We start from the raw sequence: 15,157 nt of genomic DNA on the forward strand, positions 1-15,157 counted from the left end.
GTTGTCCTTCCTTACTTGCTCTTCACGATGGCGCGGGCAATGGCGTTGACGACAAACGTCAGCAAGAACAGCATCAAACCGGCGGCGATATAGGCACCGGCGCGCGTCTCGTTACCGAACTCGGCGGCCGCGAGGGCGATGGCCGTGGCGAAAGTGGTACCGCCATCGAAAAGCGAGAAGCGGAAGTCCACCAGGGGCGAGACCACCATGTACAGCGCCATGGTCTCACCCAGAGCGCGGCCCAAGCCCAGCATGGAGCCGGCGACGTAGCCGGACATGCCGAAGGGCAGGACGGTCATGCGGATGACTTCCCAGCGCGTAGCGCCCAGTGCCAAGGCGGACTCGATCTGGCCCGGAGGCGTTTGCACGAAGACCTCGCGGGCGGTGGCGGCGATAATCGGCAAAATCATCACGGCGAGCACGATGCCACCGGTGAAGAGGTTGCGGCCGGTAGCAAAGGCGGGCGAATTATCGTAATGAGTAAACAGGAAGAACCCACCGGCCCAGGACTCCATCCAGGTGTAGAAACTGGACAGGGCTGGGCCAAGGACCTGCCAACCCCACAGGCCGTAGACGATGGACGGCACTGCGGCCAGCATGTCCACCAAGAAACCCAGTGGCTTAACCAAGCGGGCCGGGGCGTAGTTGGACAAGAAGATGGCAATCGCAAGCGCGACTGGCATGGCCAGAATCAGCGCGAATACCGAGATGAGGACGGTGGTGCCGAACATGGTCGGGATACCGAACTTCATCGCAGAAGTATCGGTGGTCTCCCAGCGTTCACCGTGGGTGAAAAAGCCCAGTAGGCCATTCTCGTTCACGCTGAGCGCGGGGACGGCACGCCAGATGAGGAAGGCGGCAATCGCCGCGATCATCACGGTAATCAGCGTGGCAGAGGCCGTGGAGAGGAATTCGAAAATGCGGTCACCGGGGCGCTTGACGGAGCTACCGGAGCTGGAGGTAGCCAAGTCAGTCTCATTATCGCCACGGGTATGAGGCTGTTCGGCGCCAGAGACGGGAAGGGCCTCCGAGGTCGATGCCTGGGTGAGATTATTGTCTGCCATGAGACGTACTAATCCTTATTTGAAGTGAAACAAAGGGACATGCGATGTACATGCCTGCGCCCCCAAAGCGCGTCTCGAGGGCGGCAGTGGGGGCGGGCGGAATGTTATTTCGCGAGGTAAAGCGGGGTTTATGCGTTACTGCAGTGCGTCAACAGCGCTCTTCAGGCGGTCAAGGTGGTCACCCTTAACTGGGATGAAGCCCTGCTCTGCCAACTGGTCATCCTGGTGATCCAGAACGTCGTTGAAGAAGGTCTTGACCAGTTCAGCGGTCTCGTCATCGTAGCCAGCGGAGCAGACGATGTTGTAGGTGGTCAGGATGAGCGGGTATGCACCCTCAACATCGGAAGCGAAGAGAGCCTTGGAGTCAACGACCATGTCGTTCTCAGAAGCGGTGTCCTTGAACTCCAGGTTCTCCAGTGCCTTGTTGACGGTGTCGTCATTCAGCTCAACCGGGCCGTTGCCAAAGTCGATCTTGGCCTTCTTGACGCCGTCAGCTTCCTTCTGGTCAGCGAAGCCGGCCTCAACGTAGGTGATGGCACCCTCGATGTTTGCTACCTGGTCAGCAACGCCGGAGGAACCGTTTGCGCCCTCACCTACAGCGTCAGGGAACTGCTTGCCTTCGCCGTCCCAGTTACCGGTGGAGGCGTTCAGGAACTTCTGGAAGTTATCGGAGGTACCGGACTCGTCAGAGCGGAAGATGACGTGGATGTCGGTGTCCGGCAGGTCTGCGCCCTCGTTATCAGCGGCGATGGCCTCGTCGTTCCACTTCTTGATCTCGCCCTTGAAGATCTTGGCAATGGTATCGGTGGAGAGGTTGATCTCTTGGTCACCCAGGTTATAAGCAATGGCAACCGGGCCGATGGTGGAAGGCAGGTGCCATGCGTCGTTGCCGTCGCAACGCTCCTTGGCGGCCTCAATCTGGCCGTCGTCTTCCTTCAACGGGGAGTCAGAACCAGCGAAGTCTGCCTGGCCGTTGATGAAAGCCTCAACACCCTTACCGGAACCGGAAGCGGTGTAGGACAGGTTTGCGTCTGGGTTGTCCTCTGCGAAGGCGGTGCCGAAGTAGGACATTGCGTTCTGCTGGGAGGATGCGCCCTCACCAACAAGCTCGCCAGCGACGCCGCTGCCGTCGGAGGAACCCGAGGAGTCAGAGGAGGTGTCCTCAGAACAAGCTACGAGAGCGGTAGAGGTAGCGACCACGAGGCCGAAGATAGCGGCAGAGCGCTTGAAGTTGCGAATCACGGGAAAACCCTTTCCGGTGCAGATCAGAGATTGATTGTCCGAGGAAACCGCATCCCCATAAAAAAGGGGAACTTACATCCCACGTCCGCTCTTCGGAAGCGGGGTGCAGGTGCGCAGGTGCGGCTTTCTCACAATCAGTAAAGCTAACCGGAGGAATTAACCAGCAGGGTGCCGTGAGGTAAACAATTAATGAACAAGCTAGAAAGTTGACATGACCTTAATCACACTAGCCCCAGACGACATGCTCTTCATCAACGGAAAAGCCTAGGCGCTTGTAGGCCTTCAGTGCCGGTTCATTGTCCGCTTCCACGTACAAAATAACCCGCTGAGCTCCCTTTTCTACCATGCGGCGCAGGCCAATCTGCAGCAATGGTCCGCCTAATTTTTGGCCGCGGTACGCCTCCGCAAGGCCCACCACGTAGACCTCGCCAAAACCGGGATCTTCCTCCTCGTGCCACTTGGTCCAGTGGAATCCGGCCAGGGTCGGGTGCCCCTGCTCTTTCTCGTCCCAGAAGAACAAGACATCCCGGGGATCAAACCACTCGGCCTCCATGCCGCGGTGCAGGCGCTCTAAATCCCAGCCGCCTTGCTCTGGGTGCCAAGAAAAGGCCTCGTTATTAACGCGCAGCCACTCGCTTTCCACGGTGTCCTTGCCCCACTTGTCCACCGCCTCGCTGTAATTAGCGACCTGCAGCGGCAGCTCGCCTACGTGCGCCGCGCTATCTAGATCGCTGCCATCGATGCCCATGACCACAAGGGTGCGGGTGACATTCAAGTCGCGGGATTCAGCCAAGGCTTGAGCCGGTTTGCCATTGCCATGTGCCCAGGTCTCGAGATTGGTGGTGGCGTTAGCGGTGGCATCGTAAAGCGCGGTACCATAGCCCGTGCCGCGATAGTCTGGGGCAATAAAAAGTTCCGCGGTGGAATCCTCGCGACTCGATACGCCAATGGGTTCGCCGTCCAGCCAGGCAACCAAGTGCTTATGGTGCAGGCGCTCATCGCGCAGGCCGTTGAGGAATTGCTCCGAAAGCGGGGCGATACCATCGGCCTTTTCCGCGTGCGCTGCCAGTTCTTCCAGGCTGCCCGCCAGCTCTGGGGAGGCGGGGAGGTTTTCTTCGGTGATATTCATGGTGTCCATAATACGTAGGCTAAATTTGAAGGCGTGAGTGTAGTCAAAGTCGACCGGCGCATTGTCCACGTCCTCATCCTGGTGGGCGTGGTCTTTGCCGCATGGGTGGCCGATGCCTGCGTGGCCATGCATTCTGAGCACAAGATTGCCCAGGAGGTAAAGGAGAACTCGCGGCTGGAAAACTCCCCCCAGGTGTATATCGGCGGCACCCCGTACCTGTTGGCGGCAGGCTCTAAAGAAATCCCCTACTTGCAGGTCAAGGCGCTCGACGTGGAGGTTCCCAAGCTGGGCATGGTCAATGCCTCGACCGTGCTGCGCGATATCACCGTTACCCCTGAGCAGGTAGTAAACGGCGATATTGAAGGCGCGCCCGTATCCACATATTCGCGCGGCATTTCCCTGGACGGCGTGGCGTTAGGGCGCCTTCTGGGCATTACCGATCTCTCCATTGCCAACCCGGATGATATTTCGCCCTCCGGCGGCGTTTCTGCCGAGGCAGAGCTTACCGGCACCCTGCCCGGCGATAAGGAAAAGTCCACCGCGATGGTCACGCTGCGGCTAGTGGGCCCGGAGTTTCGCATGGAGGTCTACGGCACCGATGATCCGCGCCTCAAGGAGGCGTTTTCCCTCAACTTCGATACGCGCGAGCTCCCGCTGCCGGCGCAGGCCACGATGGTAAGGCTGCAGGGCGGAACCCTTTACTTTGAGGTCCAGCGCCGCAATATCAAGGTCCAGATGGCTCAGCTATCCCCGCTGGAAATCGAGGGTTCGGAGCAACGGGCCGTTGAAGAGGCCGAAAAGAAGGCGGCCGATACCGCCAATAAGGTAGGTCCTGCCCCAGATGAGGACGAATCCTAACGAAGGCGAATAAAGTCCCGCAGCACTTCCTGCACGGAGCGCTGGGCCACCTGCCGCCTGTCTTGCGGCGCGTAGACCTCGATGGCATCGGCCACAGAGGTCAGCGTCACGTGGCGGAAGGTCCCCTCGGATTCGCCATCGGCCTGGAAGCGCTGCGGGGAGTGGCAATCGAGTTCGACGCGCTTGGCATCATCAAAGCCTAGGGTCTTCTCCTTCACCAGCCGCTTGAGCCAGCCGTGCTTATCGGCACCAAAGAGGTGCAGCAGGCCGATGACCCCACGCACGCCACTGAGCTTTTCTAGGCCGAAAAGCGCCAGCCCCTCATCAAAGGAATTGCGCGGGTTGGTCACCACCGGCAAGGGGCCCAAGAAAGTCCAGGGGTTGGTATTAGACGTAAACAAGAGTGGGAAATCCTTCTTATGAAGCGTCTGCCCCAAGCGGGATTCCGCGTGCACCGTGATCTGTGGCGGGTTGCGGCGAGCCCGCAACCAAGCCCGAATGGCCACGTTGAGGTAGCGCAGCGGGGTGGCGGAAAAGCCTTGTTCACGGGCGCGGTCCACGCGCGCGAGGACGTCCGCATCCATGCCAAAACCGGCGTTGACGGCAAACCAGCGTTCGTTCCAGGTGCCCAGGTAAATGGTGCGGCGCAGATCGCGCTCTAGCATGCGGGCCAAAACGTGGGTGGCCTCGACCGGCGTATTGGGAAAGCCGAGGGCACGGACGAAGACATTCGCGGACCCGGTGGGGATGACGGCGAGCGCCGGCACCTCGTGCGGGCTGGGGATATCTTCACCGGCTGGGCCCAGCAGGCCATTGACAATCTCGTTGACGGTGCCATCGCCGCCCACGGCAATGATGACATCATAATCATCCCTGGTTATCCCCCGAACGATGTCTTCTGCATGCCCTGGGTAATGGGTGAATTTCACCAATAGGTGCATGCCTTCTACGGCCCGCAGGGCGGGCACGATCTGGCGAAAGAGCCCGTTGGATTGCGAGGTCGAATTGGGATTGGAAATCATCAGCGCATGCACAACGGACCAGTCTAGTAGTTAAAGCACCCCCGGCACGACTAGGCTGGACGCCCATGAGCGAAAATAACGAGAATACCAATACCCCGAACGTCGAGACCGCCGCTGCGTCCCACCCGGAAAACACCTCCGGCGCGCTCAATGGCAATGATGCGGTCAATCAGGCCGCCGAGCAGTGGAAGGATGCGGCCAGCCACAATATCCCCGCCATCGAGCTTGGCGATGCCCCCGTTCCCGCCGATACCGCCAACCTGCGCCAGGGCCCGTCGCTGCACGATGGATTGCTAGGACTCCTCCCCCTCGTCGGCGTCTGGCAGGGCGAGGGCCAAGCCCACGACACCGATGGCAGCGAATACACCTTTGGCCAGCAGCTGGTCGTCGCCCACGACGGCGAGAATTACCTGACCTTTAGCTCGCGCACCTGGAAGATCGATACCGAGGGCAAGCCGCAGGGCCCATCTACCCGCGAGACCGGTTTCTGGCGCATCTCCACCAAGGATGAAATCGAAGTCACCTACACCTCTTCTACCGGCATCGTGGAAATCTTCTACGGCGAGCCTTTCAACGAGCGCGCTTGGCAGCTCGAATCCGCTTCCACCATGGTCACCGAGACCGGCCCCAAGAACCAAGGCCCCGGCAAGCGCATGTACGGCCTCATGCCCAATAACAATCTGGGCTGGGTAGATGAGCGCATGGTCGATGGCGAGATGCGCCCCTACATGTCTGCCGAGCTCACCCGCATCGCCGGCTAGAGCTAGCTACGCTCCTAGCGCGGCATCGATAAGCCCCCGGATTTCTTCCTCGTTATCCGGGGCTTTTAACGTTTTCTCATTCAGCTTGGTCACCCGCACCGCCACGCGCACGGACGAGACCAGCCACACCGAATCGGACTTTTCCAGGTACTCCACCGTCAGCGGCTTGGCCTTGCAGCGGTAGCCATGATCCTGGGCATAGTCAAAGAGCGCTGCCTGCGTGGTGCCGGGCAAAATCCCACGGCCGGCGGCGGTTCGCAGCTTCTTTCCCCGCACCGCCACCACGGTGGAGGTAGCGCCCTCTAAGATTTCACCGGTATCTGGATCCGTCAGGATGAGATCGTCATAACCCTTGTCCTTGGCCATGCGCAGCATCGCCATCGTCGCGGCGTAGTTGAGCGTCTTGGCCGGTAGCTCTTCGGCCACGTGCCACAGGCGCGGGCTCGTCATAACGGTGACGCCGGTGGAGCGTTGGCGCAGGGGGACATCGCCAAGCGGCTGCACCGTCACCCACGCGGTGGGCACGCCGGTCGAGGACCTGCCACGGGTATAGGTCCAGGTGCATTTGGCATCGGGAAGCTCGGCATCGGCGCCGCAATAATCCGCAATCGCCAGCCGGGTCGCCTCTTCCCACTTATCCATCGGCGGCTCCGGTAAGTCGAGCGCCCGCGCCGAATCGCGGAAGCGCTGCGCGTGGCGGGCAAGGTTGGCCGCCTTACCGCCGCGAACCAAAAGCGATTCAAAGATGCCATCGCCGCGGGTCACGGCGGCGTCATCGGCATAGACCAGCGGCAGGGAGGGCGAATGCTTGCGCACCGACCCACCAAAAGGTTCCACGACGTAGATGACCGGCTCTTTTCGCGGGGAGGGTTTCATACGCTCGATTATGCCCTACCATCGGTAGATGTGAGTTATTCTTCGCCACTTCTTCAACGCGCCGGTGCCGCCGAGCACCAGGACGCGACTGTACTCGATGCCCAAGGTGTGGCCTGGCACTATGGCAATCCCCTCGGGGAACAGCGTGCGGCCGAGACCGGAACCATCGCCATCGACCGCTCGCAGCGCCGCGTGCTGCGCGTAAGCGGTACGGATGCACCGGGCTTTCTCAATAACCTGCTCTCGCAGAAGCTTGACGATGCCCCCTCCGGCTTCTCCGCCGGCGCCCTCGACCTGGATATCCAAGGCCACATTTTGCACCACATGGATATCACCCGCGCGGGCGAGGACTTCTACCTCGATCTGCCCGCCGCGCAGTTCGAGTCCGCCCAAGATTTTTTCACCAAGATGGTCTTTTGGTCCGAGGTCACGGTCGAGGAAGCAGACATCGCCATCGTGACTTTGCTGGGTGAGACCGATATTCCCACCCCACCCACCGTGGTTTTTTCCCGCGAGGTGCAGTGGCCGGGTATTAAGCGCATTGACCTGGGCATTCCGCGCGAACAGTTGGTGGAATCCATGGCTGCCCTAGAGGCAGAAGGCGCACGCTTGGCCGGCCTCATGGCCTTTACCGCCGAGCGCGTGCGCGCCCGCGAGCCGGAGCTCGCCGCAGATTTGGATAAGAAATCCATCCCGCACGAGGTTCCGCAGTGGATTAGCCGCAGCGATGCTAACCCCGCCCACGTACACCTGAATAAGGGCTGCTACCGCGGCCAGGAAACCGTGGCCCGCGTGGAGAACCTGGGCCGCTCTCCTCGCCTCTTGGTGCTCCTCCACTTGGACGGATCCGCGCCGGAGAGGCCGAATGTGGGCGATGACATTACTTTTAATGGCCGTAAGGTAGGTCGCATTGGAACCATCGTGGATGACTGCGACTTCGGCCCCATCGCCTTGGGTCTAGTAAAGCGTTCTGCGCTGGATGCAGGCACATTGGAAATCGGCGATACCGCGGCGTCGATTGATGCATCCTCCATCCCCGAAGATGAGGGCCCCAAGGCCGGGCGCGAGGCGGTAAACCGGCTGCGCGGGCGGTAGATTTTCCACTCATCGGGGGGCCGGTGCGGAATTTTTTCGTCACACGCGCTATTGTGTCTTACAGGAAGATACACAATTGACAAGCCGATGGGGCGCCCAAGAATCCCTGGAGCGCCCTACTAGCCCAAGGGGGTCATGCACATGGGACGCGGACGCGCTAAGGCAAAGCAGACCAAAGTTGCACGCCAGCTCAAGTACAACTCACCCGAGATGGATATCGAGTCCCTTCAGCGGGAACTCGCTGCTCAGCAGGAGGGTGACTCCCACGACTACGAAGAGGATGATCCCTACGCCGAGTATGTCGACGAATGGGATGAGGACAACGACGACGAGCGCTAATCTTCCGCTCGCCGGATAAATCCACAAAAGGCCTTAGGTTTTTAACCTAAGGCCTTCCTCTTGTACCTAGAAGTTTGAGTGTTCGCCCTGCATGATAACGCGCGGTTCTTCGCCGTCTGCTTCGCGGACGCTGCCCAGCTCCCACGCGTCGATGTGGCGGGCGGTGAGCATGGCCAAGGCGCGGTCACGGTCCTCCGGATTGACCACGGCAATCATGCCCACGCCCATGTTGAAGGTCTTTTCCATCTCCGCCAGCTCGACCTTGCCCATGGACGAGATGAGCTTAAAGATCTGGCCCGGATTCCACGTGGAGCGGTTGACCTCAGCGCTCAGGCCCTCTGGAATAACGCGCTCCAGATTGCCGGCCAACCCGCCGCCGGTGACGTGGCAGAAGGTGGATACGGAGCATTCCTGCGCCAGCGCCAAGCATTCCTTGGCGTAGATGCGAGTGGGTTCCAAAAGCTCCTCCCCTAGCGGGCGGCCGAGCTCTTCCACGTACCCGTCTAGCGGCATGCCCGCCTGCTCCAGCAAGACGTGGCGCGCGAGCGAGTAGCCATTGGAGTGCAGCCCAGACGAGCCCATGGCGATGAGTACATCGCCCTCGCGCACGTTGTCTGGGCCCAACACGCCATCGGCCTCAACCACGCCGACGGCGGTAGCGGAGACGTCGTATTCGTTCTCCCCCATCATGCCTGGGTGTTCGGCGGTCTCGCCGCCGAGCAGCGCAGCGCCTGCCTGCACGCAGCCCTCGGCAATGCCCTTAACTACCTCGGCTACCTTTTCCGGCACGACCTTGCCCACGGCGATGTAGTCCTGCAGGAATAGTGGCTCGGCGCCGCAGACGACTAGGTCATCGACGCACATGGCCACCAGATCGATGCCGATGGTGTCGTGCTTATCCATGGCCTGCGCAACGGCGAGCTTGGTGCCCACGCCATCGGAGCCAGCGGCGAGGATGGGTTCCTTGTAATCGCCCAGCTTGAAGAGCCCCGCAAAGCCGCCGAGGCCGCCCATGACCTCCGGGCGGGTGGCGCGCTTGGCGTGTGGGGCAAATAGGCTTACCGCGCGGTCGCCTTCTTCGATATTGACGCCGGCTGCGGCGTAGGTGTTGTCACTCATGTTTTTGAAAGTTCCTTAAGTGTTTTTATTGGGTTCCGAGCAGGGTGCGCACGGCATCGGCATTGGGGTTTCCGGCGGGAAGGCCAAGGGGGTAATCGCCGGAGAAGCAGGCAGTGCACAGCTCGGAGCGAGGCTGCTCTGTGGCGGCGACCATTTCATCGATGGAGACAAAGCCCAAAGAGTCAGCGCCGATGGTCTCGCAGATGGTGGAGCAAATCTCTTCCGGGTCATCGGACGGACTGGCGTTGGCAATGAGCTCGCCGGGCGAAGCGAAGTCGATGCCGTAAAAGCACGGCCACTTCACCGGCGGGGAGGCAATCCGCACGTGGACCTCGGCGGCGCCGGCCTCGCGCAGCATGCGGATAAGCGCGTGCTGGGTATTGCCTCGCACGATGGAATCATCCACCACGACGAGCTTTTTGCCGTCGATGACCTCGCGCAACGGGTTGAGCTTTAGCCGGATACCCAGCTGGCGCAGGGTCTGCGTGGGCTGAATAAAGGTGCGGCCCACATACGCGTTTTTCACCAAGCCGTGGGCGAAGGTGATGCCGGATTCGCGGGCGTAGCCCACCGCGGCCGGGTTGCCGGATTCCGGTACGGGGATGACCAGGTCTGCATCCTCAACCGGGTATTCGCGGGCCAGGCGGCGGCCGATCTCCACGCGGGAGGCGTTGACGGAGCGGCCCTTGATATCGCTATCCGGGCGGGCCAAGTACACGTACTCGAAAACGCAGCCGCTGCGCTTGACGGGCGCGAAGTTTTCAGAGCGGATGCCCGCCTCATCGATGGCGACGAGCTCGCCCGGCTCGATTTCGCGAATAAATTGCGCGCCACAGATATCCAACGCGCAGGTTTCGGAGGCAACGACCCAGCCCTTGGCCAGTCGGCCCAGCACCAGCGGGCGCACGCCTTGCGGGTCGCGCGCGGCGTACATGGTGTGGCCATCGGTAAAGGTCAAGCAGAATGCGCCCTTCACCCGCGGCAGGAGCTCGCGGGCGGAGTCGAAGACGGAGGTGGTGTCATCGACGCCATCGGCAAGCAGCATGGACAAGCACATCGAGTCAGAAACCGATTCCTCGTGCGGCTTAATCAGGCCGCGCTCGACGGCCTCTGCGCGCAGCTCGAGGTAATTGACCAGGTTGCCGTTGTGGCCCAAGGCAATATCCACGCCCGTAGAGGAGGTGGAAAACATTGGCTGCACGTTGGACCATTCCTTGCCACCGGCCGTGGAATAGCGCGTATGGCCCACCGCCACATTGCCGTTTAAGGCAGAAAGGGTCGATTCATCGAAAATATTGGCCACTAGGCCCATGTCTTTGAAGACGACGATGCGGTCATCATCGCCCACCGCAATGCCGACGGCTTCTTGGCCGCGGTGCTGGAGAGCAAAAAGGCCAAAGTAGGTAAGTTTGGAGACTTCCTCCCCGGGAGCCCAGACGCCAAAGACGCCACACTCTTCGCGGGGTTCCTCCTCGTTACGATCGTCAAGGTCAGTGATACTAGGAGTATGTACTTCTACCACGGCGTTTATATTAGCGCGTTGGGCCGTCGAAAACTAACGGAATAATCGGCAGCCACTGTGCAATCTCCCCTGAACGCGACCCGGAAGCATCAACGCGACCTGTGTTTTTGACCTCGTCCCAGTCCGTGACACCGGTGGCCAAACGCAGCCAGGTCTCCGCATCCATTTCCACCACATTGGGTGGGGTGCCGCGCGTGTGACGGGGGCCTTCAATGCACTGCACCGCAACAAATGGGGGTACGCGCAGCTCCACCGAATGCCCCGGCGCGTCGGCCTCGAGGGTGCGGGCGGTGCGACGGACGGCATCGGCAAGCAGGGCCCTGCCTGGCTTTTGTTGCCCGTCCGGGTCCTGAATCCAGTCCTTGATGGCGATGACGGCCGCGCGCGTGGCGGCGGGATCTACGGGTTTAGGCATAGCCACAGCATAGCTACTGTTATCTTATTGTTTATGTCACCTACTGACGCTGCTGCGGAAACCCAAAAGTCCCCTACCCTGACGCTGCGCTTTATGGCATCGCCAACCGATGTCACCATGGCCGGCGCCCCCGGCATCAATGGCGGGCGCGTGCTGGAGTGGATCGATAAGGCCGCCTACGCCTGCGCCGTGCAGTGGTCCGGGCAGTACTGCGTGACCGCCTATGTGGGCCATATCCACTTCACCCGGCCCATTCCCTCCGGGCACATCGTGGAGGTGCGCTCGCGCATCGCGATGACCGGCCGGTCCTCCATGCACATCATCAACGAAGTGCTGTCTGCTGATCCCCGCGAGGGCATTTTCACCCGCGCTTGCGATTGCCTAGTCATCTTCGTGGCCAAGGACCCCGAAAGCGATAAGACCACCCCGGTGCCCACCTTCGTGCCCGATACCGATGAGCACCTGCGCGTGGCCGAGGCCGCGAAATCCCGCATCGAGCTGCGCAAGGCCATCGAGCTCGAGATGGATAAGCAGACCTACGATGGGCCTTCCGATGCCCCGCGCATGGTCAACCGCTTTTTGGCCAAGCCCACCGACGTCAACTGGGGCGGCAAGGTGCATGGCGGCACCGCGATGCAGTGGATCGACGAGGCCGGCACCGCCTGCACCATGGAGTGGTCCGGCGAGCGCACCGTCGCCGTCTATGCCGGTGGCATCCGCTTTTATAAGCCCATTTCCATCGGCGATCTCATTGAGGTCGATGCCCGCATGATGCGCACGGACCGCCGCTCCATGCAGATGTCCATCCACGTCCGCGCCGGCGATCCCCGCGGCGGCCGCGATAACCTCAACACCGCCATTCACGCCACCGTGGCCTATATTGCCCTGGACCGCGACGGGCAGCCGCTGACCGCGCGCACCTTTACCCCACAGACGGAAGAAGATATCCGCTTAGCCGAGCACGCCAATATCTTGCGCGAGCTGCGCGGCGAATATTCCCCGAAGCCGCTCATCGTGGCACCGCACTACCAGCACGTGGATTAATTTTTCAGCACATTTTCTTTTGCGCGGCGCCCGCGCACCAGCGTGGTATTAAATTGGTTACAGAGACCACGCTAGAGAAATGAGTTGATATGTCTAACCCACGCCTGCGCCGCAAGGTGCAGTACTCCGCCGCTTTAGTTGCCTCCGCACTGCTGCTGGCCTCCTGCCAGAACCCGGCCAACCAGGAGGATAAAGATGAGGCTTCGGCTACGCCGACGACTACCTCTTCTTCTACCTCCGCGGAAAAGACCTCAGAAGCATCTTCCACGGCATCGAGTTCTAGTTCCGCTACCAGCTCCAGCAGCGCCAGCAGCTCCGCCACAAGCTCTTCCACCACTTCCACCAAATCAAGCGGCTCCCACGCCAAGCAGCGCTCCGAAATCGAGGGGCATGTGGTGGTGCTTTCTACCGGCGGCACCATCGCCAGCACCCACGATGACAAGGGCGCGGTGGTGCCCACCGTCAAGGGCTCTGACTTGGTGGACCCGCTGTACTCCGAGTTCAACAAAGACAAGTTGGAACTTGAGGTCAAAGACATTGCCAACCTGGATTCTTCCGCGATGACCTTGGCCGATACCGATAAAATCATCACCGCCGTACACGAGCAGCTAGAGCGCGATGACGTCGATGGCGTAATCGTCACCCACGGCACCGATTCCATGGAAGAAACCGCCATTGCGCTCGATACTTTCTACGACAGCGATAAGCCCGTCGTACTCACCGGCGCAATGCGCCCGTTCGATGACGATGATCCAGACGGCCCAGAAAACCTCGCTACCGCGGTAGAGACTGTCACCAACCCGGACTATGCCGGCCACGGCGCATTCATCGCCTTTGGCGGCAAGGTTATCCCCGCCCGCGGCGCGTTCAAATCTGATACGGAAAAGGCCGATGGCTTTGCTACCAACAGCCAGGAGAAATTCCCAGAACGCCCCGATCCGCTGAAGTACGCTCCGCTTGGCGATGTCCGCGTGGACATCATCGCCGCCTACCCCGGCGCCCCAGCGGATCTCATCGAGCAATCCTTGGCCAAGGGCGCACAGGCCATCGTCATTGAAGGCATGGGTTCAGGAAATATCGGCCCCGATCTGGCTAATGCCGCCATGGAAGCCGCCAAGTCCGTTCCCGTCGTGCTTACTACCCGCGTGGATCACGGGCCCGTTGAGGGCATCTACGGCGGCGCCGGTGGCGGTGCCACGCTTGCCGATGCCGGCGTCATCCCCTCCGGCAACCTCCGCGCACCCCAAGCCCGCATGCTGCTCGCAGCCGCAGTTGCCACGGGAACGGATGCACAGAAGCTCTTTCCCACTGCAGAATGAGGCCGTATACTTTAGCGCGACACTGAAAGGAGGAGAGCATGGCAGAAATTTTCGACGTTGGACAGTACATTACTGAGCGCATTCCCAATGTGGACAAGCTCAAGCTGTACAAGCTGTGCTACTTCTCCCAAGGCTGGCATCTGGCGTGGACGGGTCGCCCATTATTCCAGGCGGAGTTTCAAGCGTGGCGACATGGCCCTGTTTCCCGCGAACTGCGCACTCAAACCTGGCAGGTAGCAGGGACCAAAGAGCCCTGGCCGGTCCCCTATGTTCCCGGTGGCCTGTCCGACAATCTCAGCGCATACGAACGCGAGGTCGTAGATAGCATCATCGCGTTTTACGGCGGAGTTGAATCGACCCGGCTTTCTGACTTGAGTCATGGCCTTGCCTGGAACGAGCTCCTCCAAGAGTTCTCCCAGGCGATGATCTCCGGCGAGCCCACCCCGCGACCTCCGCTACAACCAGCAGAAGTTCTTTTGCCTAATGTTGACCTCGACGGGGATGTGGATGAAGTTTTAGCCACACCACAGGCCAAGGAAATCGAACAAGACTGGTGGGAGGTTTCCGGATTCTCGCTGACCGTTAACCAGACGGATTTGCGGCAAGAATTGATCATCCTGGCGCATGCCGCCCTGTTCAATAACACGGCAATTACGGTCTAGGCAGCGCCAACGACCACTTGCCATACCGCCACGAGGTGCACCACCGCTGCCGCGATGGTCGCCGTGTGGAAGTGCTCGTGATAGCCGTAGTAGCGCGCATTGCGCCCAGGCCACTTAAAGCCATAGACCAGCGCACCTACGGAGTAAACCACCCCGCCGGCCAGTAGTAGCCAGACCACTGCTGCGCCGGCATCGCTCCACAGCGTGGGTAGTAGCGGCAGCACCAACCAGCCCAGCGCTAGGTACACCACAACATCGAGCCACCGCGGGTGCTCAATCCACACTAGATTCAAAATCACGCCCAAGATCGCGCCCGCCCACGCAATGGCGAGCATCCATGCTGCCTGCGCTGGGGATAACGCAATCAAACACAACGGGGTGTATGTGGCGGCAATGAATACCGCAATCGTGGCGTGGTCCGCCCGCCGCCACCATTGCACCGCTCGGGGGCTAGGCCACGGATAGCGGTGGTACAGCGCCGAGACGCCAAAAAGCCCTACCAATCCTAGGCCATAGACGGTAACGCCTAGACCCTGCCACCAGTGCAGCGTCATCCACGCATACGTGATGAGAACGGTGGAGGCGATCACCGATAGCAACGCCGCCAGCGCATGACCCCATCCACGGGTCAGCGGCCGCTCGCCGCGATCCGCCATCCAATAGGTGCGCTGTACCAAGCCTTCTTTCAAG

General features: G+C 60.8%; 16 protein-coding genes. 7 read left to right on the plus strand and 9 right to left on the minus strand.

Annotated elements, in window-relative coordinates; all coding sequences use genetic code 11:
• Window positions 1–11: 11 nt before the first annotated feature.
• The 3 genes from pstC to mshD form a co-directional block, all read right to left on the minus strand.
• A complete protein-coding gene (gene pstC, locus ABRP84_RS07595; RefSeq protein WP_023023813.1) occupies window positions 12–1,064 on the minus strand; it encodes a phosphate ABC transporter permease subunit PstC in 1,053 nt (350 codons plus the stop codon).
• Between the two features lie 135 nt (window positions 1,065–1,199).
• Entirely contained in the window at window positions 1,200–2,306 is a 1,107-nt protein-coding gene (gene pstS / locus ABRP84_RS07600; RefSeq protein ID WP_023023815.1) for a phosphate ABC transporter substrate-binding protein PstS, read from the minus strand.
• 226 nt (window positions 2,307–2,532) lie between these two features.
• On the minus strand, window positions 2,533–3,435 hold the full coding sequence (gene mshD / locus ABRP84_RS07605; protein ID WP_349853297.1) for a mycothiol synthase: 903 nt from the start codon (window positions 3,433–3,435) through the stop codon (window positions 2,533–2,535).
• Between the two features lie 33 nt (window positions 3,436–3,468).
• On the opposite strand from mshD, the gene ABRP84_RS07610 reads away from it, so the two are divergent.
• Complete coding sequence (locus ABRP84_RS07610; RefSeq protein ID WP_023023819.1) at window positions 3,469–4,293, plus strand: LmeA family phospholipid-binding protein; 825 nt, start codon at window positions 3,469–3,471, stop codon at window positions 4,291–4,293.
• Here the strand turns inward: ABRP84_RS07610 and ABRP84_RS07615 are convergent.
• Window positions 4,290–5,327: a diacylglycerol/lipid kinase family protein gene (locus tag ABRP84_RS07615; RefSeq protein ID WP_156904627.1), complete on the minus strand. Its 1,038-nt coding sequence runs from the start codon at window positions 5,325–5,327 to the stop codon at window positions 4,290–4,292. The genes ABRP84_RS07610 and ABRP84_RS07615 overlap by 4 nt on opposite strands.
• A gap of 53 nt (window positions 5,328–5,380) precedes the next feature.
• Between ABRP84_RS07615 and ABRP84_RS07620 the strand changes: the two genes are divergently transcribed.
• Complete coding sequence (locus ABRP84_RS07620) at window positions 5,381–6,076, plus strand: heme-binding beta-barrel domain-containing protein (protein WP_349853236.1); 696 nt, start codon at window positions 5,381–5,383, stop codon at window positions 6,074–6,076.
• A gap of 6 nt (window positions 6,077–6,082) precedes the next feature.
• Here the strand turns inward: ABRP84_RS07620 and ABRP84_RS07625 are convergent, their stop codons facing one another.
• Window positions 6,083–6,952 (minus strand): aminodeoxychorismate lyase, encoded by an 870-nt coding sequence (locus ABRP84_RS07625; protein WP_349853237.1) that lies wholly within the window; start codon window positions 6,950–6,952, stop codon window positions 6,083–6,085.
• Between the two features lie 30 nt (window positions 6,953–6,982).
• Here ABRP84_RS07625 and ygfZ point away from each other — a divergent pair, with 30 nt between their 5' ends.
• Entirely contained in the window at window positions 6,983–8,047 is a 1,065-nt protein-coding gene (gene ygfZ, locus ABRP84_RS07630) for a CAF17-like 4Fe-4S cluster assembly/insertion protein YgfZ (protein ID WP_349853238.1), read from the plus strand.
• Window positions 8,048–8,188: 141 nt separating this feature from the next.
• Complete coding sequence (locus tag ABRP84_RS07635) at window positions 8,189–8,386, plus strand: DUF3073 domain-containing protein (RefSeq protein WP_023023830.1); 198 nt, start codon at window positions 8,189–8,191, stop codon at window positions 8,384–8,386.
• A gap of 66 nt (window positions 8,387–8,452) precedes the next feature.
• Here the strand turns inward: ABRP84_RS07635 and purM are convergent, their stop codons facing one another.
• Genes purM through ABRP84_RS07650 form a run of 3 tightly spaced genes read right to left on the minus strand, consistent with a single transcriptional unit; the run spans window position 8,453 to window position 11,442 of the window.
• Window positions 8,453–9,505: a phosphoribosylformylglycinamidine cyclo-ligase gene (gene purM, locus ABRP84_RS07640; RefSeq protein WP_023023832.1), complete on the minus strand. Its 1,053-nt coding sequence runs from the start codon at window positions 9,503–9,505 to the stop codon at window positions 8,453–8,455.
• A 25-nt stretch (window positions 9,506–9,530) separates the two neighbouring features.
• Window positions 9,531–11,027, minus strand: coding sequence for an amidophosphoribosyltransferase (purF, locus tag ABRP84_RS07645; protein ID WP_349853239.1), 1,497 nt, complete (start codon window positions 11,025–11,027; stop codon window positions 9,531–9,533).
• A gap of 10 nt (window positions 11,028–11,037) precedes the next feature.
• On the minus strand, window positions 11,038–11,442 hold the full coding sequence (locus ABRP84_RS07650; protein WP_023023837.1) for a sterol carrier family protein: 405 nt from the start codon (window positions 11,440–11,442) through the stop codon (window positions 11,038–11,040).
• Between the two features lie 33 nt (window positions 11,443–11,475).
• Between ABRP84_RS07650 and ABRP84_RS07655 the strand changes: the two genes are divergently transcribed.
• The 3 genes from ABRP84_RS07655 to ABRP84_RS07665 all read left to right on the plus strand — a co-directional run bounded on the left by ABRP84_RS07655 (window position 11,476) and on the right by ABRP84_RS07665 (window position 14,467).
• A complete protein-coding gene (locus tag ABRP84_RS07655) occupies window positions 11,476–12,486 on the plus strand; it encodes an acyl-CoA thioesterase (RefSeq protein ID WP_023023838.1) in 1,011 nt (336 codons plus the stop codon).
• Between the two features lie 89 nt (window positions 12,487–12,575).
• Window positions 12,576–13,805, plus strand: a complete 1,230-nt coding sequence (locus ABRP84_RS07660; protein WP_349853240.1) for an asparaginase — start codon at window positions 12,576–12,578, stop codon at window positions 13,803–13,805.
• Window positions 13,806–13,843: 38 nt separating this feature from the next.
• Window positions 13,844–14,467: a Panacea domain-containing protein gene (locus ABRP84_RS07665; RefSeq protein WP_349853241.1), complete on the plus strand. Its 624-nt coding sequence runs from the start codon at window positions 13,844–13,846 to the stop codon at window positions 14,465–14,467.
• Here the strand turns inward: ABRP84_RS07665 and trhA are convergent.
• Entirely contained in the window at window positions 14,464–15,123 is a 660-nt protein-coding gene (trhA, locus tag ABRP84_RS07670; protein ID WP_232208563.1) for a PAQR family membrane homeostasis protein TrhA, read from the minus strand. The two genes, ABRP84_RS07665 and trhA, sit on opposite strands and share 4 nt — an antisense overlap.
• Window positions 15,124–15,157 lie beyond the last annotated feature (34 nt).

The organism is Corynebacterium sp. KPL2861, from assembly GCF_040225475.1.
Classification (GTDB): domain Bacteria; phylum Actinomycetota; class Actinomycetes; order Mycobacteriales; family Mycobacteriaceae; genus Corynebacterium.